Below are 18,729 nucleotides of genomic sequence, written 5' to 3' on the forward strand. Positions count from 1 at the left end.
GGCCGCCTTGCCGGCCAGCACGACGGGTGTCACGACAGGAAGGAGGCGAGCGGCCATCCGGTCTCAAGAGCACGCGGCCTCCGAACTGTTCGCGGCCGTCTACCCGCGGCTGGCCGGCTGGGTGCGCCGGCTGGTGGAGGACGACGAGACCGCGCACGAGATCGCCGCGGAGGCGTTCACCCGGCTGTGGGCGCGCTGGGCCAGGGTTGAGGAGCCCAGCGGCTTCCTCTACGTGACTGCGGCGAACCTGGTCCGCGACCACTGGCGCAAACTGGAGCGTGAACGCGGGGCCATGCGCCGTGTCACCGCCCAGGAACAGCGGAAGCAGCACCACGAGACCGATCCTTCCGTACGCATGCTGGTGCAGTCGCTGCCCGCGCGGCTGCGCAACCCGGCTCTGCTGTACTACTACGCCGATCTACCGGTACGCGAGGTGGCGAGGCTGCTGGGCCGCAGGGAGGGAACCATCAAGGCCGATCTGCACGCGGCCCGCGAACTGCTCCGCGCCGAGCTCGGGGGACACCATGACCGGATCGCCTGACGACCGTGAGGACGGCGACCTGACCAGGCGGCTGGATGCCGGCCGGCCCGACCCGCTGGAGCCGTTGCTGCGCCCGCCGGCCACCTACCTGGCCACTCCGCCCGGGGCCTTCCACCGGATCCGCCGCCGGGCGGTGCGCCGCAGGCGGACCCGGGCTGTGATGGTTGCTGCGGCCGCCGCCGCGGTGCTCGGCGGTGCCCCGTACCTGGTCGGGGCGATCTCCACGCACGGTGGCGACGAGCTGGTCGTACCCACCGTCACCGGTACGCGGACCGGCCCGGGCCCGCACTCGTACGCGCCCAGCCCCTCCACCCCACCGTCCACTACTCCGCCCCCGACCGTCCCGACCCCTGCCCACCGCCGACCGGGCGACCCGTCCGCCGGCACAACCGGTGCGTCCGGCCGCACAGTCGGTCCGTCCGGTCGCCCGCCGGGTACCTCATCGATGTGCACCGCCTCGCAGCTCACCGTCTCGCTCGGCGGCGGTGACGCGGGTGCGGGCAATCTCTACCGGTACCTCGTGGTCACGAACCGCACGTCGGGTGCGTGCCAGGTCTCCGGCTACCCGGGGCTGTCCCTGCTGGACGCGGGCGGAAAGCAGATCGGTGCGCCGGCGACCCGCGACCGCAGGACGTACGCACCGGTGGTCCTGGAGCCCGGCGGCTCCGCGAGCGTCACGATCCACACCCTCAACCGGCAGGGGGCGTGCCTGCCCACGTCGGCGCAGTTGCGGATCTATCCCCCTGGCAACACCGCCTCGCTGGTGATCCCGGGAGAGATCACCAATTGCGACGGCCGATTCAGCGTCACGCCGTTCGCCGCCGGCACGTCCGGGAACCCGTCGGCCTGATGCAGCGGCAGCCGATCGGGCATCGAGGCACCGCACCCCGACCGCGGTACTGTGCTGTCCGCCCTCAGGATGTGATCCGGGACACCACGGTTGGCAAGGTTCCGTCGACATCGAGGACTGCGGGACCACGTACCGCTTCCGAGCCGCCGACGACTTCTGCACGGGGGAACCGCTGGCGTCGATCTCGAAGCGAACGCGGCGGTGCTCGGCATGTGAGTGATCCACCCCACGACAGTTCGGGACCCGAGGGAGGCACTTCGGGCCGCGAGGCTCCGAAGCGCCTTTATGTGCGGGTCGGAGAAGTAGCTTCGATATCAGCAGTCACCCGCTCCCGGGCGGTGGGGGCGTATCCGTGGCCGAGACCGCGGAGCGTCCGGCTGAGGTGAAGGCCCGTGAGGTGAACGACAGGAACCTCACTGCCCACCGCCGTCACCATTGAAGGAGTTCCGCCGATGAAGACCGTCACCCACTGGATCGGTGGCAAGCCCTTCGGAGACGCTGCAGGCGCCTCCGGCACCTGGGGCCCCGTGACCGACCCCGCCACCGGAGAGGTCACCACACAGGTCGCGATGGCCGGCGCCGACGAGGTCGACGCCGCGGTCGCCGCGGCGAAGGAGGCCTACGCCACCTGGCGCACGTCCTCGCTCGCGCAGCGGATCGCGATCCTCTTCCGCTACCGCGAGCTGCTGAACGCGCGCCGCGACGACCTCGCCGCGCTGATCACCGCTGAGCAGGGCAAGGTCCACGCGGACGCGCTGGGCGAGGTCGCCCGGGGTCTGGAGATCGTCGAACTGGCCTGCGGGCTCGGCATGGCGCTCAAGGGCGACACGTCCACGGAGGTGTCGAGCCACATCGACGTGGCGTCGGTCCGCCAGCCGCTCGGTGTGATCGTCGGCATCTCACCGTTCAACTTCCCCGCGATGATCAGCATGTGGATGTTCCCCATGGCCATCGCCTGCGGGAACACCTTCGTCCACAAGCCGAGCAGCAAGGCCCCGTCCGCGTCCATGCTCCTCGCGGAACTCGCGGCCGAGGCCGGTGTGCCCGACGGTGTGCTCAACATCGTGCACGGCGACGAGGTCGCGGTGAACGCACTGCTCGACCACCCGGACGTGGCGGCCGTGTCGTTCGTGGGCTCCACGCCGGTCGCCCGCCACGTCTACAGCAGGGCATCCGCCAGCGGCAAGCGTGTCCAGGCCCTCGGCGGCGCGAAGAACCACATGCTGGTACTACCCGACGCCGACCTCGACGCGGCCGCCGACGCCGCCGTGACCGCCGCCTACGGCTCTGCAGGCCAGCGCTGCATGGCAGTCTCCGTGGTGGTCGCGGTCGGCTCGGCGGGCGACGCGCTGGTGTCCCGGATCGCCGAGCGGGCCACGAAGGTCAAGATCGGCCCGGGCAATGACCCGACGTCCGAGATGGGCCCGCTCGTCACCGAGGCACACCGCGACGAGGTCGCGAACTACGTCGCGGGCGCGGCCGCCCAGGGAGCCGACGTGGTGCTCGACGGCAGGGACTTCACCGTCGAGGGCCTCGAGAACGGGCACTGGATGGGAATCTCGCTCCTCGACAAGGTCAGCACCGACTCGGACGCCTACCGGAACGAGATCTTCGGCCCCGTCCTGTGCGTGCTCCGCGCGCGGACCTACGACGAGGCCATGCGCATCATCAACGGCTCCCCGTTCGGCAACGCCAGCTCGATCTTCACCCGCGACGGCGGCGCGGCCCGCCGGTTCCAGTTGGAGGTCGAGACCGGCATGGTCGGCGTGAATGTGCCGATGCCGGTGCCGGTGGGCTACCACTCCTTCGGTGGCTGGAAGGACTCGGCCTTCGGTGACCACCGCATGTACGGCAGCGAAGCCGTGCACTTCTACACGCGCGGCAAGGTCATCATGAGCCGCTGGCCGGACCCGGCCGAGGCGGCAGCCGGTCCTGACCTGGGCTTCCCCACGTCCCGCTGACCACCCCGGGCCCGCACGCGCGGCCGCACCCGCTCCCTTACGGTGCCGGTGCGGCCGCGGCCGTTCTCGCCTGACGAGGACGGCGGGCCGACCGGGGAGCAGGAGCCGGCTCTGGCGAGTTGCGCGGGGTATCGGGTGGCTTTGCCCACGAGCGGGGGCTCTTCAGGGGGCGGTTCGCATGTTGATGTCCGTTTCCAGGTGAGGTGAGGTGAGGTGAGGTCGGGTGGGGGGGCAGGGCTACTGGCCGGGGCCCTTATGTCTTTGGTCAAGGGAAACGGGGGTGCGTTGGGTCTGGGAGCCGGGCAGCATGTCGGGGTGGCTGATCTGCTGTGGGATGACGTGAGCTGTTTCTTCGACCCGGACTTGATGGGGTCGCTGCCGGACGTGCGTGTCCCGAACACGCTGGTGGAGGACTGGCAGGCAGTCCTCGATCTTGTCGCGGAAAAAGGCTGGAAGTGCCAGTACTCCGAGGGAGAGACGGTGCTTCCGGTGCCCCGGGCGGAGGCCGTGCTGTCCCGCCTGGCGGATGCCGAGGGCCCGAACGTGCGGGTCTGGCCGACGGCCGATGTGTTGGTGATCTTCCGTTTCCATGCCGACGGTGAAGTCGACTTCGACGTCGACCTGCGGGAGTTGCAGGGCCAGGAGCGACTTGATGTGTTCTGCGGCTTCCTTCGGGAGATCGGGCGGCGGTTGGGCAAGCCGGTGCTGATGGACCCGGAGGGCGACTACGGCCATCCGGTGCTCGGCTTCGACGTCGAGGCTGATCGAGTCGTTCTCCTCGCAGACCCGCAGGTCAGGTGAGTGAGGTCGACGGCTGCGGTTCGTAGAAGGTTCCGTCGCGGAGCACCGCCCACGAGGCCGCCGCCCGGGCGGCTCGCTGGTGAAAGGCCGAGGGCCGGGTGCGTCACCGGGTGGTGAGCACCATCCGGAAGCGGGCGGCGCCGGAGAGCATCTTTTGGTACGCCTGATCGGCCTGGTCCAGCGGCACGACCTCGGTCATCGGGCGGATTCCGTGCAGCGCGCTGAACGCCAGGGTGTCCTGCACGTCCTGCGCGGTGCCGGACGGATGCCCTCGGACGATCTTGCCACTCATGAGCAGCTGGTTCGGGCTGATGCCGAGTGGCTCGGTGTCCGCGCCGATGACCACCAGCTCGCCGCGGGGCGACAGGCCGTCCACGGTCGCTGTGGTGGCGTCGGAGTTGGCGGCGGTGGCCAGGACGACCTTGGCGCCGCCGAGGGACTGCAGCGCGTCCGCGACGGTGGTGTCCGCCGTGCTGTCGATGTAGTGGTGCGCACCGAGCTGCTTGGCGAAGTCGGCCTTGCCGGCTCCGCGGGCGATGGCCACGGTCTCGAAGCCCATCGCGGCTGCGTACTTCACCCCCAGGTGGCCGAGGCCGCCGATGCCGAGCACGGCGACCAGGTCGCCCGGCCGGGCGGAGCTGCGCCGCAGCCCGTTGTACGTGGTCACCCCCGCACAGCCCAGGGGCGCCGCATCGGGCCCCGCCAGCGCATCGGGGATCCGGGCCAGCGCGTCTGCCGGGGCGATCACCGCCTCGGCGTAACCGCCGTCGTACGCCCATCCGGGCACCTTCAGGTTCTCGCACACGACGAAGTCGCCCTGTCTGCAGGGCGTGCAGTGGCCGCAGCTGCCGCCGAACCAGCCCACCGCCACCCGGTCACCCACATGCCAGCCCTTGTCCTGCGTTCCCTCGCCGAGCTCCTCGATGCGCCCGGCGATCTCATGCCCGGGGACCAGCGGAAACCGTACGCCCGGGAGCCCGGCGTTCACGAAAAATGCGTCGCTGTGGCAGATTCCGCAGGCATCCACGGCAATCCGTACGTGGCCTGGACCCGGCTGCGGCATCTCACGCTCGACGATCGCGAACTGACCGCCGGGGGCGGCGACCTGGGCGACTCGGTAGGTGCTCATCTGCATCTCTCCGGGCTACGGGTAGGACACCCCCCGGAAGTCAGTAGAGCAGCTCCGGGCCGACGGCGCGCGCCGGATTTGTTCGTACAGTGCGGACGGAATCGCAGGCCCTGTACCAAGATCACCCCTTGGCGCCCACCGCTGTTCCGTTGTTTCTCCGGCGTCGAATGACCACACCTGCACCAGCCCAGCGCAAGGCCTCCGCCGTCATGGACTGCCCGCCGCGCACGTCGGCTGGTGTGCGCGCCGCCACCAGCCGTGCCACCGCTACGGCTTCGGCGGCACCCCCGTTTGCGAGCGGTGCCGCGGGCGGCTGCGCGAGGAGCAGGAGCGCCGGTGGCACGCACGCCTCGTAGTTCTGGGCGCGCGAGCCACTCGGGTCAGCCGGGAGGTCCCAGTCACCAGTCGAGGCGGCTGTCGTCGCCAATGTCTGCCTGTCGCCGTCGAGCCCCCCGACGATCGGCATGTGCCCGGGGGCCGGCCGAGGATCAGCCCAGGCGGGTGGCGGTGATCCCGCCGTCGACGTAGAGCGTGATGCCGTGGACCATGGCCGCGTCGTCGCTTGACAGGTATAGGACGCCCTTGGCGATGTCCTCCGGCCGGACGACGACGCCCGCCGGGGTGGTGGCGGTCATCGCGTCGAGCTCCGCGCGGGCCACCTCGTTGCCGGGCGTGAGGGTCGCTCCGGGCGCGATGGAGGAGTTGCGGGCGAGTGACGACGACGTGGCCCGGTGGTGGGACGACCACGCCGTCCGCGACTACGCATCGGTCACCAAACGAGTCGAGCATCCCGCCGCAGGCTTGATGTCCTTCAACATCGAGATCGTCTGCACGCCGCACGAACCCGACCAGCGGCTGATCGTCTACACGGCCGAGCCCGACTCCGCCACCGCCCACGTCCTGCCAATTCTGGCCGGCTGGAACGCCGTAGTCCGTCCCTGAGCAGCCCGGCACTCGTCGTGGCGCGGCACGTTGCCGGCGCGCCGTGCCAGGGGATGCCCACCGAAGCGCGCACAGAATGCACCGCCGGGAGACCGTCGAGGCGGCCCGGCCGGGTGCTCGTCGCCGAGAGCGCGATCGTGCTGCTGACCAGCCGACGTGACATCACCTCCGCCGTCACCGCCGCGCTCAAGCAGCCGACCACGACCGAGCGAGCCCTACCCCCGTGCCCGCCGCCGTCGGCGCCGGCGTCGTCGACTTCGTCGCTGCCGCCCTCGGCTATGTCGACGGAATCGACCTCCCTCTCACCGACCCGGACTTCACCGACTACATCCGCGCGGTCCGGCATCTCCGCAGCGCGCCGGCACGCCCTGCGCGAAACCTGGCCCCACGGGTAGGCCCATGGCTCGCACAGGGTTTGCCTTGCCCCGGTGACAGCAGACTGAAGGGGCGGGGTGTGAGCGGACTGAGTCGGCCCCGTCCCGGCAGAATTTCCGTCGTGAGGTCGGTCTTGATCCGGGTGTACGGCGGGGCCGCCCCGGCGTCCGGTCAGCGGGTGGCGAGGAGCTCGAGCGTGTCGATCACACGGTTCGAGAAGCCCCACTCGTTGTCGTACCAGGCGACCACCTTGATGTGGCGGCCGTCGACGCGGGTGAGGGCCGAGTCGAAGATCGACGAGGCGGGATTACCCGTGATGTCGGAGGACACGAGCGGGTCGTCCGAGTACTCGAGGATGCCGGCCAGCGGCCCCTCCGCCGCGGCGCGGTACGCCGCCAGCACGTCGTCGCGCGTCACGTCGCGGGCGACGGTCGTGTTGAGTTCGACGATCGAGCCCACCGGCACCGGTACGCGGATCGAGTCGCCCGCCAGCTTGCCTTCGAGGTTCGGCAGCACGAGGCCGATCGCCTTGGCAGCGCCCGTCGTGGTCGGCACGATGTTGACAGCGGCGGCCCGGGCGCGGCGGGCGTCGCGGTGCGGGCCGTCTTGCAGGTTCTGCTCCTGCGTGTAGGCGTGCACCGTCGTCATGAAGCCGTGCTCGATGCCGGCGAGCTCGTCGAGGACCGCGGCCAGCGGCGCAAGGGCGTTGGTCGTGCACGAGGCGTTCGAGATGATCGTGTGCACGGCCGGGTCGTACGCGTCGCTGTTGACCCCGAACGCGAGCGTGACATCGGCGCCGTCCGACGGCGCACCGACGAGCACCTTCTTCGCGCCTGCGTCGAGGTGGGCGCGGGCGGCCGTAGCCGACGTGAAGCGGCCGGTCGCCTCGAGCACGATGTCGACGCCGAGCTCGGCCCACGGCAGCTTCGCCGGTTCGCGCTCGGCGAGCACCGTGATGCGACGGCCGTCGACGACAAGGACGTCCCCGTCGACAGTCACCGGGCGGCCGAGCCGGCCGGCCGTCGTGTCGTAGGCGAGCAGCCGCGCGAGGGTGGCGGGCTCCGTGAGGTCGTTGACGGCAACGACCTCGAGGTCGCTGTCGCGTTCGAGCAGTGCGCGCAGCACATTGCGTCCGATGCGGCCGAATCCGTTGACGGCGATGCGAGTCATGAGTGGTGTCCCTTCGGTTCGCCATCAGGCTCGCTTGCAGCGTCCGTCCGTGACAGCGGCGTGAGTGCCACGGCTCGAAAGGATCGCGCCACGCCGGCGGGCTACTCGCCCTGGGCGAAGGTGCGCCGATACTCGCTCGGCGTGGTGCCGAGGATGCGCTGGAAGTGCAGCCGCAGATTCGCACCGGTGCCGAGACCGACGTCGGCGGCGATCTGCTCGACGCTCCGCTCCGAACGCTCGAGCAGCTCACGGGCCACGTCGATGCGGGCACGCATGACCCACTGCATCGGCGTGGCTCCTGTGTCTTCGACGAAGCGTCGCGAGAACGTGCGCGGCGACACCGCCGCGTGCCGGGCGAGCATCTCAAGGGAGAGGGGCTCGCCCAGCCGGTGCAACGCCCACTGGCGGGTGGCGGCGAACCGCTCGCCGAGCGGCTCGGGCACGCTGCGTGGCACATACTGCGCCTGACCGCCGCTGCGGTAGGGGGCCGCGACCAGGCGCCGGGCCGCGTGGTTCGACGCGGCCACCCCGAGATCACCGCGCAGAATGTGCAGGCACAGGTCGATGCCCGAGGCGGCGCCGGCCGATGTCAGCACGCTGCCCTCGTCGACGAACAGAACGTTCTCGTCGACCCGGATGAGTGGATGCCTCGCCGCAAGCGCGCGCGTGTAATGCCAGTGCGTCGTGGCGCGCTTGCCGTCGAGCAGGCCCGTGGCGGCGAGCGCGAAGGCGCCCGTCGAGATGGCGGCGAGCCGCGCGCCCCGATCGTGGGCCGCGATCAGCGCGTCAACGACGGCCTGCGGCGGGTCGTCGCGGTCCGGGAACCGGTAGCCGGGCATGAAGACGATGTCCGCCCATGCAAGCGCGTCGAGGCCGTGGGCGACGCAGTACGACAGGCCGTCACCGCCGGTCACGAGACCGGGGGCGGCGCCGCACACCCGCACCTCGTACGGCATGCTCGCGCGGGTCGTGAACACCTGCGCAGGAATGCCGACATCGAGCGGCTTCGCACCCTCGAGCACGAGGACGGCGACGCGATACAGGCGGGAAGCTGGCACGGGAAAAGAATACGAGGGGGTGTGGGGCTGGCCCGTTCCCCCTACTGATGGCGCTGGCACCCTCGGTCCCGGGCTACGGGACTCATCGGGCAGGTGCTGCGGGCCGCGCACGGGGTACGGGTCCGCCGGCCAGTACCTACAAAACGGGCAACACGGTGCCGACCGGCACCAGATGCGCTCCACCAGAAAAAATCGCCGGCTCTGTCTCTGCCGCGCCCGGAAGGTAGGAGAAGCTCAGGCTGTGGTGGTGGGCCGGTCGGGTGCGGGTGTGTGCTCGGCCCAGATGGTCTTGCCGTGGTGGTTGTGGCGGGTTCCCCAGCGTTCGGCGAGTTGAGCGACGATGAACAGTCCGCGCCCGTTTTCGTCGAAGGTGCGGGCCCGGCGCAGGTGTGGCGAGGTGCTGCTGCCGTCGGCGACCTCGCAGACCAGGCTGCCGGCGTGGTGGATCAGGCGCAGCTGGATGGGGGGTTGGGCGTGGCGGATGGCGTTGGTGACCAGTTCGCTGACGATGAGTTCGGTAGTGGGGGCGGCGTCCGTCAGGCCCCAGGCGGTCAGTTTTTCCGCGATGTGGGTGCGGGCGTGGGAGACGGCGGCCGGGTCGCCCGGCAGGTCCCAGGTGGCGACGGTGCGGGTGTCCAGGGCGTGGGTGCGGACGGCGAGGACAGCTACCTGGGTGTGGGGAGCGTGGAGCAGGGCGTCGAGGGCGGCTCGGCAGGTGGAGTCCAGGCAGGACTGGGGCCCGGCGAGTGCGCTGAGCAGCTCCTCGCCGCCGGGTTCATGTGGCCTGTTGCCGGCGTCGGTGTGGGTGTAGAGCAGGAGCAGGCTGCCTTCGGGTAGGTCTATCTCGGTGGCTTCGAAGGGCAGATCTGTCTGTCCCAGGGGAGGGCCTTCGGGCAGGTCGATGACTGTGACCGCGCCGTCAGGTGTGATGACGGCAGGTGAGGGGCTTCCGGCGCCGGCAAGTGTGCAGCGGGAGGAGGCGGGATCGTACACCGCGTACAGGCATTGGGCGCTGACGGTGCTGGTGGCCTGGGCGTCGTGACTGGGACGGTTGTCGGGGCGGAGCCGGGCCAGGACATCGTCGAGATGGGTGAGCAGTTCCTCGGGCTGCAGGTCGATGTCGGCCAGGGTGCGTACCGCGGTGCGGAGTTCGGTGGCGGTGGCGTCGGCGCCCGGCCCGGCCACGGCGCCGGCGACGAGTCCGACCCGGGTGCCGGACAACGGGATGGCGTCCAGCCAATGGGCACGCATGCCAAGCTGGCTGGAGTCGGTCCGGTAGTGGCTGGCCAGCTCTACCACCGCGGGTTGCGGCAACGCTTCGGGAAGGATGCCGCGTGCTGAGGCGGGAACCGCACGTGGTGTCTCGGGGGCGCTACCGGCCTGCGTGCCGGCCGGGCGGGGCAGGCTGGGCGGGTTCCGCGTGGCTGTGGCGGGCGTGTGCAGCAGATGCGGCCGCGCCCAGCAGACGAAGAGGCCGAAGGCGAAGGACAGCGCGACTGCGGTGATGACGACCGTCCGGCCGCCTGCCGATACCCCGTGGATGGCGAAGCCGTAGATGGCGACGGTGGCAGCCAGCGTGGAGGCTCCGATGATCAGGGAGCGCCGCAGAGGCAGCAGGGCGGCGGCCGCGACGGGGACGAGCACGGAGAACCCCGACCAGCGGACAAGGCCGCCTGCGGAATCCTGGAGTTGCACGGCGCACGACGCACCGATGTAAACAATGAGCAGCGCACACAGCCCCGCGTCCAGTCGAGTGGCGGTCATCGTCGTCATCGCCTTTCCATAGAAGGTGTGTCGTTCCGGGAGCACCAGGCGCGTCACGGGTGGGCCTCCATGGGGTGGGGGCGCTGGGGGAAGTCCGGCCCCTGGCCGGTGTCCGGCGCGGAGGTGCGCTGGACGGCCACCAGGGCGAGGTCGTCCTGCAGGCGTCCGCCGGTGTGGGTGTCCACGTCATGGTTGATGTGTCGCAGCAGGCTGTGCGGGCATTCCCAGGGCCAGGTGGAGGCCCGCTCGAGGATCGGATAGAAGCCGCCGGTGATGTTGCGGGCTTCGATGACGCCGTCGGTGTAGAGCAGCAGGGTGTCTGCGGGGCCGAAATCGAAGGTGTCGACGTGGTAGGTGTCGGGAGAGGTGCTCGCCAGCCCAAGGGGTGGTGCGGGATGAAGTATGGGCAGGGCGGCCCCCTTGCCGCGGTGGCCCCACAGGGGTGAGGGGTGCCCGCAGCTGATGACCTGGACGAGAGGAGCCTCGTCGGGGATTTCTACCAGGAGCGCGGTGATGAAGCGCTCGCTGCTCTCGGGGTCGCTGTCGGCGAGCTGCGCCAAGTGCCTGCGGACGCTGCTCTCCAGGGCGGCAGTCAGTTCGGGAAGGGTGGCGTGCTGGTAAGCGGCCTCGCGGAAGGCGCCGAGAACGGCGGAGGCGTCCTCGACGGCGGGCAGACCCTTGCCGCGGACATCGCCGATGAGGAACCGGGTCGCCCGGCCGGTCCGGGCGGCGGCGTACAGGTCGCCGCCCACCAGGGCGTGCGCCGCGGCCGCCCGGTACGTACAGGCGACGCGCAGCGGACCCAGCTGCCGGGGCAGGGGGCGCAGCACGACCCGCTGGGCTACTTCGGCCACCGCGCGTACCTGGGTCAGTTCCCGCAGGTCGCGGTCGTGCAGCGCCCGGGCGGCGACGACGAAACCGGACACCACCAGCAGGGCGCCGATGTGGATCGGCAGAAGTGGCGAATGCAGCAGGCCGTCATGGCGGTCGATGACAAACATTGCCGCGCTGGCGGCCAGGGCGGTACCCGCGATGAAACGGGAGCTGGCGAACGCGGCCGTGGAGGTGGGGGCAGCGACCAGGAGAGGGGACAGATGGATGGTTATAGGGGCGAAGGTGGCGCCCAGAGTGATGGCGGTGATCAGCGCGACCGGGACCGCAGCCTGAGGGAGGATGCCTCCCGCCAGCAGGCGGCACGGGAAGTGCCGCAGCTGCCACGCGCGGCGGCCGGCGGTACCCGCCTGAGCGGCTGGACGCTTCGCCCTGCGGGGGCCGGTGCCGGTCCGGGGGAGCGGGAGAGCGGATCGGGTCATGAGGGGCTGCCTCAAGGGAGAGGGGATGCATGAATTGATCCCTTTGAGCATCCGCCCCGACGACGTCGGGGCACATCGGTGCCGACCCGCACTGCGCATCCGTAGGACCCTGCACCTGCACCGCAGCTATGTCCGGACGCGGCTGCGCCATCCCCGCGTACCTTCCTGCGGGTTTCCCGCACGCGCGCCGACAGCGGCTGCCTGACTGCCACAGCGGATCTACCGTTGCAGCTATGGACGCCCCCAGCTCCACCCCGTCCCGGCAAGAGCCTCCGGGGACCACCGTCGTACTGGCCGACGATCATCTGGTGGTCCGGGCAGGAATGCGGCTGCTGCTGGCCCAGGACCCGGCATTCCGGATTGTCGCCGAGAGCGCCACAGTCCCCGACACTCTCGAGGCCGTGCGTCGGACCCATCCGCGGGTGCTGGTCCTGGACCTGACCATGGCCGGCCAGTCGAGCCTGCCCATGATTCCAGCGCTGCTCACCGCTTCACCCGGCACGCGGATCCTGATCCTCACGATGCAGGAGGATCCGGCGTTCGCCCGCGAGGCGCTGCGCACCGGCGCGGCCGGCTACCTGCTCAAGGAGGCAGCCGCCGAGGAACTGCTGGCCGCCGCACACCAGGTCGCCCGCGGTGCGACGTACGTCCAGCCGGTGATGGGAGCCAGGCTCGCCGTTGAGATGCCGGGATCTGCCGACCAGGAGTCACTGACCGCACGCGAGGCCGAGGTCCTGTCGTTGCTGGCGCTAGGCCACACCAATCAGGAGATCGCGCAGCGTCTCTACGTCTCGGTCCGGACGGTGGAGACCCATCGTGCCCGGATCCGGGACAAGCTCGGCAAGGACACCCGGGCGGAGCTCATCGCCGCGGCCCGCGAGCGCGGCCTGGTGCCATGAGGGGACCGCGCCGGTCCCGATGGGGCTTTGCCCTGCAGGTGGCGGGAAGCTGTCTGCTCGTGGCCGCGGTGGCTCTGGAGGTCACCGACCAGCCGCTGCCCTCCGAGCTGGCCCTCTCCCTTGCCGCGGCCACCCCGTACCTTGCGGCAGCCCCGCTGTACACCGCGGGACGCCGGACCTGGATGGTGGTGGCCGGTTCCCTCGCGCTCATGCTCGCCGTGGCCAGCCTGGTCCGCATCACCGAGCAACCGCTGTTGAACGCCCTGCACGTGCTCCCGCTCCTCCTGGTCGCGTACACGGCCTCCACCATCCGCAGCGCAACCCAGCGCGACCGGGGTCTCCAACGTGAACGCGTCCGAGCCCGCCATGACGGCGCGGAGCGCGAACGCCGCCGCTGGGCACGTGAACTGCACGACGACACCCTCCAGGAACTCGGCGCCGTGCAGGTGCTGCTCTCCGCCGCCGCCGCCGACGGCCGCCCCGAGGCCATGCGCGGCGCCATCGAGCAGGCACGCTCCCTGGTGGGCAACCAGATCACCTCGCTGCGCCACCTGATCACGGATCTGCGTCCCTTGGTCCTGGACGAACTGGGACTGCGCGCGGCCTTGGAGGCGCTGTGCCGACGCACCTCGGAGACCTTCGGTATCCGCGTCGATCTCCGGATCGATCCGCAGGACACCGAGATCAGCGACCGGCTGACCTCAGAAGCACAGGCCCACGTCTACCGCATCGTGCAGGAGGCACTGACCAACGCGGTGAAACACGCTCAGCCCACTCGGATCACTGTCGGTATGGAGGTTGACCGCCAGGTGATGACGCTGACCGTTGCCGACGACGGGCACGGAATGCCCCAGCCCCCGGACTCCAGGCGCTGGCCGGCCCTGCGCGCGGCCACACCCCCGGCATCCACCGTGCGGGGAGTGGGGCTCTCCGCCATGCACGAGCGCGCAGACCTCATCGACGCCCAGCTCACGCTCCGCAGCGTTCCCGGGAAGGGCACCACCATCATCCTGAGCGTGCCCCTTGCCTCGCGGCGGAAGGGTCATGCACAGCCTCCAGACGGAGCTCTTGGCACGGAGTAGCCCCTCCGGCGGTCAGGTGGATGGGCAGCCCCACCGTGTCCTTCGTGCCGGACTACTGCGCATTGAAGGCTCCGTGACGGTCATCTGGCGACGGTCGGTGCGGGTGCGGGTGCGGGAGACGGGGCTGCTGCAGGCCGCACTTCCGTCGGCTCTCTGCTCACCGGAATTCACGACGGCGGTAGAAGAAGTGGGGGGCGAGCGCACGACGGAGGGTTCGCCCGGGCGACGGCGCTCCAGCGGGCGCATTCCTCCTGGTGGGAGGGGCTGGGCGACAAGGGGCTCGCCTCAGGCCGGTTTGCGCCACACGGAGATGTGCTTCGCGGAGTCCTGGGTGAACGGCGCCCTGTCCCAGTCCGCGACGCGCAGTTCCAGCTCGAGCTCCGCTATCCGTGCCATGAGGTCGAGTTCCGCCGGCCACGCGTACCGGTGCCGGGAGCTGCTGCGGCGGTAGCGGCCGTCGTCGCCGTCGCGGGTGAGGTGGTGCGAGACGAGGATCTGCTCGACCAGGTCGAAGGTGTCGAAGCCGAGATGCCGCTCGGAGACGTCGAACGGCACCGCGACCTGCCCGGGTGGCAGGAACCGCAGCGGCGGCACGCCCAGCTCGATGACGAACCGGCCGCCAGGCGTCAGGTGCCGTGCGGCGTTTCGGAAGCACTTGACCTGCTCGTCCTGGGTGAGCAGGTTCGTGATGGTGTTGTAGACGAGATAGACCAGGGTGAACTTGCCAGGGACGGTGGACGTGGCCATGTCCCCGACGGTGACCGGGAGCGTGTCCTCGTCGATTTTGCGCCGCAGGACCGCTGCCATGTGTTCGGACAGTTCGATGCCCACTACTGGCACGCCTCGTTCCCGGAGCGGGACGCCCACTCGTCCGGTTCCGATGGCGAATTCCAGTGCCCGGCCGTCTCCGGCGAGTTCGGTGAGGAAGTCGAGAGTCGGTCCGAGAACAGCGCCCGAGGACATCTCGTGTTCCTCGGCGTCGTAGCGGTCGGCGGTCGCACGGGTCCACAGCTCACTGCTCGTCACGAGCGGCCACTTTGCCGGGCTCGGCGGGGCGCTGTCGACGTATTTACCTTCCACCGGCTCCGGGTGCGCGGTCCCGGGGGCCGGGAGCGGACCTTTCAGCCCGACCTGCCCAAGCACACCGAAGACATCCGCTCCAAGCTCAAGCGCCTGGTCAGCCACGGCCTTGCCGAACCCGAGCCGGGCCTGTTCACCCTGCCTCGCCCCTGACAGCGGCTTCTGCCCACGACCAGCACTCCTCACCCGACCGCAATCATGAGACGGGCATCAACTCGCGAATCGCCCGCTGAAAACCTGTCTCATGGACCGCTGTGGATCAGAGAGGCCCACAGGTCGGGCCGGTCGGGGTACTGACGGCGCAGCTCGAGTGTTGACTGATGCAGGGCTCTGGGAGCGTCGTCGGCAGCGCCGGACAGCTTGACGTAGAAGGTGCGCGACGCCACAGCGCCGAAGCGGTCGTTCAACGGCCACAGACTTGCAATGACGTGACGGAACCCGGCCAATTGGAAGGCCGATGCGAGGTTGAGCGATTCGTCGACGTGTTCCAGGTTCCGGTACCCGGTGGAGCATGCCGACAGGTAGGCGAGCTGGGCGTCGGCAAGCGCGAGGCGGCTGATCTCGGGGATAGTGAACATGCCATCGCTCAGGCACAGCCCGCCGTTCGAGGGGGCGCTGTAGTCGGCCAGCGCGTGGCATGCGAAGTGCGCCCATGTGGCGGTGGACAGTGCGGCGGCGACCCGGCCGGTGGTGGCGTCCTGGTCGAGCAGCGGCGGCTCGTCGGGGTGGCGGCGGTGCAGGTCGAGTGCCTCGGCGAGGGCGCCTGGCAGGCCGGGCAGGCCTGACGTGCTCGACAGAGCCACGGTCAACTGCCGCCGCGCAGCCGCCGAGTGTCGACGATGAGCATGCGTGAGGATCCGCAGCGTAGGGGTGTAGGAGGAGACGAAGGCATCCAGTGCGCCGGGACGGTCAGGGTGTCCGGCGGCGTGCAGGGGGAACAGGCCGAGCAGCCCGATCGGGAGCCACCAGACCCGATGCGGAGTGTCGTGCGACGGGAAGGCCTCCTCCACCGGCTGCACGACCGTGTCCCACAGCCAGGCGAGCCGGTCCGCCATCGCTCCGTCGCCTCGCCCGGTGTGAGCGGAGCCGACCATCGACTCTGCCTGAGCCTCGACGTCACTGGAGGTCAGACCGGGCAGCGGCACGTGCTGGGGGTCTCCTTCGGGCCTGATCAGGATCGCGTCGGCCCGATTCCGGCCGCAGTTGACCACAACGACCGTCCCGCCGGCCGCTGCCCGCCGCAGCTCCTCGACGCGAGGTGTCATCAGGAACCGGGTGAATCCGGGATGTTCCCGTATCCGGGCGACCAGGTCCCCGTACCGGTCCCAGAGGACCGACCGGGTCGCCGACGAACCGGCCAGCTCCTTGCGGACCTGCCGGAATGCCCGTGCCATCTCCGGGAGTTCCCGATCGAGATCGGTGAGGTCGTCGTGCGCGTCGAGTACGGTTGCCAGCTGCATGCCGCGGCCCAGTTCGGCCTGTTGAACGGCTCGCAGCGGATTGCCGAGAGCACAGTGCGCGGCGAACGCCTGGCTGACCAGTCCACGGTGCTCACCAAACCGGCGTTCCCGGTCGGTCCAGCTCGTGCCGCGCAGCGGTACGGCAGGCATCAGTTCAATGGCGGCGTCCAGGATCCGGGCGGCCAGGTCGTACTGTCCACAGGCATGGGCGAGGGTGCCCAGGTTGCGTCCGGCCAGGGCCCGTTCGCTCGGCGAGGCGCCGGACGCCGACTCCAGCCGGGCCCCCCATGCCTCCAGTGTCCGCCGGTCCGGCGCACGGGTATGCCCACCGGGGACGAGGTGTGCTCTTGCGAGCTGGGCGAGTACGGCGGCCACCAGCGGGTTGCCGTCGGACGTGGCGTCCAGGGCCTGCCGCAGGTCGTTGATCGTGCGGTCGAGTTCGTTGCTCTCCCGGTGCGCCAGGTAGCGGTGCAGCCGTGCACCGCCGCGATTGAACAGCCGGATCGGCAGTGCCGGGCTGTCGCCGGGGGTCGCGGCTACGGCCCGGTCGGCGAGGTCCAGGGCCCGATCCAGGTCGGCGGGCCGACCGTCCTTCTCGTATCGCGATGTGTAGGCGACCGTGAGGTTGGCCATGCGCCCGGCGTAGCGGGCATGGTCAGGAGGGGTCCCGTCGACGACGGGGATCTGCAGCTCGATCGAACGGTCGAGGTCGGCCGGATCGCTACCGGCCTGGAAGCGGTGCCGGTAGAACTGCCCGGCGTTGGCCATGACGGCCAGGCGTTGATCCGGGTCCTGGGTCGGGGTCGCCATCGCCCTCTCCAGGAACTGGATCGCCCGCTCCAGGTCGGCGGCAACCGCGCCGAACTCGTAGCGGGCTCCGTAGGCGACGCCGAGATTGGCGAGGATCATCACCCGCTCGGTGGCGTCGGCGCCGGCCCGGTCGAGTGCTTGCTCGTGACAGTCGATCGCGTGGTCGAGATCTGCGGGCAGGCCGTAGCAGGTGAAGCGCCGACGGTAGGCGCTGCCGAGTTCGGTGAGTCGGAGGGGGCGTTCGGCAGCCGGAGCCGCTGCGGCGGCGAGCTCGAGGTAGGTGATGGCGTCGTCGATGTTGCGGGGATCGCCTTCAAGGTCGTAGCGGGTCAGGTGGCCTCGGCCGATCTGGGCCACCTGTTCGCCGGGCAGCGACAACCGTGAACGGAAGTCGTCGGCCCGCAGGTGGGCCCATGACCAAGTGCGCTGGCGGGGCGAGGTGATGGACCGGGGGGTGGCGGCGCAGGTGTCGCAGCCGGCGGCATTCGGCGTGACCGGGCCACCGCAGTCCGGGCAGTGCGCAAGGCCGAGCTGGGTCAGCATGGCCGGGGCCTGCGGGTTTCCCAGGTACGCCGCGTACGCGATGTGGACGGTCGCCTGCTCCGCCTGGCCAAGGTGGCGCAGGGCCACGCCGAGAGCGAACCGGGCGCTGCCGTGGTCGGGCTCGAAGTACACGCACAGCGCCAGCGGATACAGCGCCCCGGCGACGTCGTCGCTGTTCATCCTGCTGGCTCCGAGCATGAACTGGCAGCCGACCGAGGTCGGGGTCAGCTCGGCCGCGGTGGCCAGCAGCTGCGCCGCTCGGGCGTACTGCCCGCGCAGGAACAGGTTCTTGCCCTGTTCGAACAGCTCTTCAGAGCGGGCCACGGTGGAACTCACCGGCCGCCGCCCACGCGATCCGCCCTGGCCACGATGCGGTTCATACAGACCATGCAGGAGAGCCAGCCCCCATGGTCCTCGCGAGGCGGGCACAGCGGCGGGCTGTCGAGGACGCCGGACGCCAGGTGTCGTTCGGCCGCCTGGGCCTCGATCCGGCCGGCGAACTCCCCTCCATAGATCTTCTTCGCGCAGAAGTCGCAGGTGTCCTTGACCGTCGGCTGCTGGACGGTGGCCGGCCAGCGCCCGAATACGTACTCCCATGCGGCTGCGGCGAACTGGGCGAAGCCTCCGGGGTCGACCGCACCCGAACGCTCCGGCACGCTGCCACGCAGGGCGTGCTCACGCGCTGCGGCGCGGTCGAAGGCGAAGTACTCGCTGCAGCCTCCACAGATCAGCCAGGGGGTGGCGCTGCCTGCGACGTCGCGGATCAGCCGGTCGAAGGCGGCCGCCTGATTGCGTTCATCCCAGTCGAGCGCCTTCACCAAGTTGGTCACGAGCCGGAACTGGCTGCGCCAGTACGCCTCCGACAGCACCACGTTCGTGGTCGTCAAGCAGTAGCTGTGGGCTCGATCGATCCCCGCGTTGCAGGTGTCACACACCACTTGCTCACCCATC

General features: G+C 70.4%; 17 protein-coding genes. 8 read left to right on the plus strand and 9 right to left on the minus strand.

Annotation, left to right across the window (positions count from 1 at the left end; genetic code table 11):
- The first annotated feature begins 55 nt into the window (after positions 1-55).
- The 4 genes from OHA03_RS32230 (at position 56) to OHA03_RS32245 (ending at position 4,153) form a co-directional block, all read left to right on the plus strand.
- Positions 56-541 carry an RNA polymerase sigma factor gene (locus OHA03_RS32230; RefSeq protein WP_267008242.1) on the plus strand — a complete coding sequence of 162 codons (486 nt, stop codon included), beginning with the start codon at positions 56-58 and terminating at the stop codon, positions 539-541.
- Complete coding sequence (locus OHA03_RS32235) at positions 525-1,391, plus strand: DUF4232 domain-containing protein (protein ID WP_267007225.1); 867 nt, start codon at positions 525-527, stop codon at positions 1,389-1,391. Before OHA03_RS32230 ends, OHA03_RS32235 begins: the two co-directional genes overlap by 17 nt.
- A gap of 452 nt (positions 1,392-1,843) precedes the next feature.
- Positions 1,844-3,352: a CoA-acylating methylmalonate-semialdehyde dehydrogenase gene (locus OHA03_RS32240; RefSeq protein ID WP_267007226.1), complete on the plus strand. Its 1,509-nt coding sequence runs from the start codon at positions 1,844-1,846 to the stop codon at positions 3,350-3,352.
- 315 nt (positions 3,353-3,667) lie between these two features.
- The gene (locus OHA03_RS32245) at positions 3,668-4,153 is read left to right on the plus strand and encodes a hypothetical protein (protein WP_267007227.1); all 486 of its coding nucleotides are present in this window, start codon (positions 3,668-3,670) and stop codon (positions 4,151-4,153) included.
- A 103-nt stretch (positions 4,154-4,256) separates the two neighbouring features.
- Here the strand turns inward: OHA03_RS32245 and OHA03_RS32250 are convergent, their stop codons facing one another.
- Positions 4,257-5,282 (minus strand): alcohol dehydrogenase, encoded by a 1,026-nt coding sequence (locus tag OHA03_RS32250; RefSeq protein ID WP_267007228.1) that lies wholly within the window; start codon positions 5,280-5,282, stop codon positions 4,257-4,259.
- Positions 5,283-5,770: 488 nt separating this feature from the next.
- On the minus strand, positions 5,771-5,941 hold the full coding sequence (locus OHA03_RS32255) for an SDR family oxidoreductase (RefSeq protein WP_267007229.1): 171 nt from the start codon (positions 5,939-5,941) through the stop codon (positions 5,771-5,773).
- Here OHA03_RS32255 and OHA03_RS32260 point away from each other — a divergent pair.
- Entirely contained in the window at positions 5,871-6,224 is a 354-nt protein-coding gene (locus OHA03_RS32260) for a hypothetical protein (protein ID WP_267007230.1), read from the plus strand. The two genes, OHA03_RS32255 and OHA03_RS32260, sit on opposite strands and share 71 nt — an antisense overlap.
- Before the next feature lie 546 nt (positions 6,225-6,770).
- On the opposite strand, the gene gap is transcribed toward OHA03_RS32260, so the two are convergent.
- The 4 genes from gap to OHA03_RS32280 form a co-directional block, all read right to left on the minus strand.
- Positions 6,771-7,769 (minus strand): type I glyceraldehyde-3-phosphate dehydrogenase, encoded by a 999-nt coding sequence (gap, locus tag OHA03_RS32265; RefSeq protein ID WP_267007231.1) that lies wholly within the window; start codon positions 7,767-7,769, stop codon positions 6,771-6,773.
- A 101-nt stretch (positions 7,770-7,870) separates the two neighbouring features.
- Positions 7,871-8,827: a GlxA family transcriptional regulator gene (locus tag OHA03_RS32270; RefSeq protein ID WP_267007232.1), complete on the minus strand. Its 957-nt coding sequence runs from the start codon at positions 8,825-8,827 to the stop codon at positions 7,871-7,873.
- A 234-nt stretch (positions 8,828-9,061) separates the two neighbouring features.
- Positions 9,062-10,648 carry an ATP-binding SpoIIE family protein phosphatase gene (locus OHA03_RS32275; protein ID WP_267007233.1) on the minus strand — a complete coding sequence of 529 codons (1,587 nt, stop codon included), beginning with the start codon at positions 10,646-10,648 and terminating at the stop codon, positions 9,062-9,064.
- Positions 10,645-11,904, minus strand: a complete 1,260-nt coding sequence (locus tag OHA03_RS32280) for a PP2C family protein-serine/threonine phosphatase (protein WP_267007234.1) — start codon at positions 11,902-11,904, stop codon at positions 10,645-10,647. Before OHA03_RS32280 ends, OHA03_RS32275 begins: the two co-directional genes overlap by 4 nt.
- A gap of 233 nt (positions 11,905-12,137) precedes the next feature.
- Here OHA03_RS32280 and OHA03_RS32285 point away from each other — a divergent pair, with 233 nt between their 5' ends.
- Together OHA03_RS32285 and OHA03_RS32290 are read left to right on the plus strand one after the other, a co-directional pair.
- A complete protein-coding gene (locus tag OHA03_RS32285; protein ID WP_267007235.1) occupies positions 12,138-12,803 on the plus strand; it encodes a response regulator transcription factor in 666 nt (221 codons plus the stop codon).
- Positions 12,800-13,885, plus strand: coding sequence for a sensor histidine kinase (locus OHA03_RS32290; protein WP_267007236.1), 1,086 nt, complete (start codon positions 12,800-12,802; stop codon positions 13,883-13,885). Before OHA03_RS32285 ends, OHA03_RS32290 begins: the two co-directional genes overlap by 4 nt.
- Before the next feature lie 285 nt (positions 13,886-14,170).
- On the opposite strand, the gene OHA03_RS32295 is transcribed toward OHA03_RS32290, so the two are convergent.
- Positions 14,171-14,911, minus strand: coding sequence for a class I SAM-dependent methyltransferase (locus OHA03_RS32295; protein ID WP_267007237.1), 741 nt, complete (start codon positions 14,909-14,911; stop codon positions 14,171-14,173).
- A 63-nt stretch (positions 14,912-14,974) separates the two neighbouring features.
- On the opposite strand from OHA03_RS32295, the gene OHA03_RS32300 reads away from it, so the two are divergent.
- Entirely contained in the window at positions 14,975-15,118 is a 144-nt protein-coding gene (locus OHA03_RS32300) for a hypothetical protein (protein WP_267007238.1), read from the plus strand.
- 89 nt (positions 15,119-15,207) lie between these two features.
- On the opposite strand, the gene OHA03_RS32305 is transcribed toward OHA03_RS32300, so the two are convergent.
- Both OHA03_RS32305 and OHA03_RS32310 read right to left on the minus strand, forming a co-directional pair.
- A complete protein-coding gene (locus tag OHA03_RS32305) occupies positions 15,208-18,102 on the minus strand; it encodes a CHAT domain-containing protein (protein WP_267007239.1) in 2,895 nt (964 codons plus the stop codon).
- A gap of 8 nt (positions 18,103-18,110) precedes the next feature.
- A complete protein-coding gene (locus OHA03_RS32310) occupies positions 18,111-18,728 on the minus strand; it encodes a hypothetical protein (RefSeq protein WP_267007240.1) in 618 nt (205 codons plus the stop codon).
- Between the last annotated feature and the right edge of the window lies 1 nt (position 18,729).

Source organism: Streptomyces sp. NBC_00154, assembly GCF_026342835.1.
GTDB lineage: Bacteria > Actinomycetota > Actinomycetes > Streptomycetales > Streptomycetaceae > Streptomyces.

Coding starts and splice junctions, on each gene's coding strand:
- OHA03_RS32235 (WP_267007225.1), top strand. CDS start 525: ATGACCGGATCGCCTGACGACCGTGAGGACGGCGACCTGACCAGGCGG.
- OHA03_RS32240 (WP_267007226.1), top strand. CDS start 1,844: ATGAAGACCGTCACCCACTGGATCGGTGGCAAGCCCTTCGGAGACGCT.
- OHA03_RS32250 (WP_267007228.1), bottom strand. CDS start 5,282: ATGAGCACCTACCGAGTCGCCCAGGTCGCCGCCCCCGGCGGTCAGTTC.
- OHA03_RS32260 (WP_267007230.1), top strand. CDS start 5,871: ATGTCCTCCGGCCGGACGACGACGCCCGCCGGGGTGGTGGCGGTCATC.
- gap (WP_267007231.1), bottom strand. CDS start 7,769: ATGACTCGCATCGCCGTCAACGGATTCGGCCGCATCGGACGCAATGTG.
- OHA03_RS32280 (WP_267007234.1), bottom strand. CDS start 11,904: ATGACCCGATCCGCTCTCCCGCTCCCCCGGACCGGCACCGGCCCCCGC.
- OHA03_RS32285 (WP_267007235.1), top strand. CDS start 12,138: ATGGACGCCCCCAGCTCCACCCCGTCCCGGCAAGAGCCTCCGGGGACC.
- OHA03_RS32290 (WP_267007236.1), top strand. CDS start 12,800: ATGAGGGGACCGCGCCGGTCCCGATGGGGCTTTGCCCTGCAGGTGGCG.
- OHA03_RS32310 (WP_267007240.1), bottom strand. CDS start 18,728: ATGGGTGAGCAAGTGGTGTGTGACACCTGCAACGCGGGGATCGATCGA.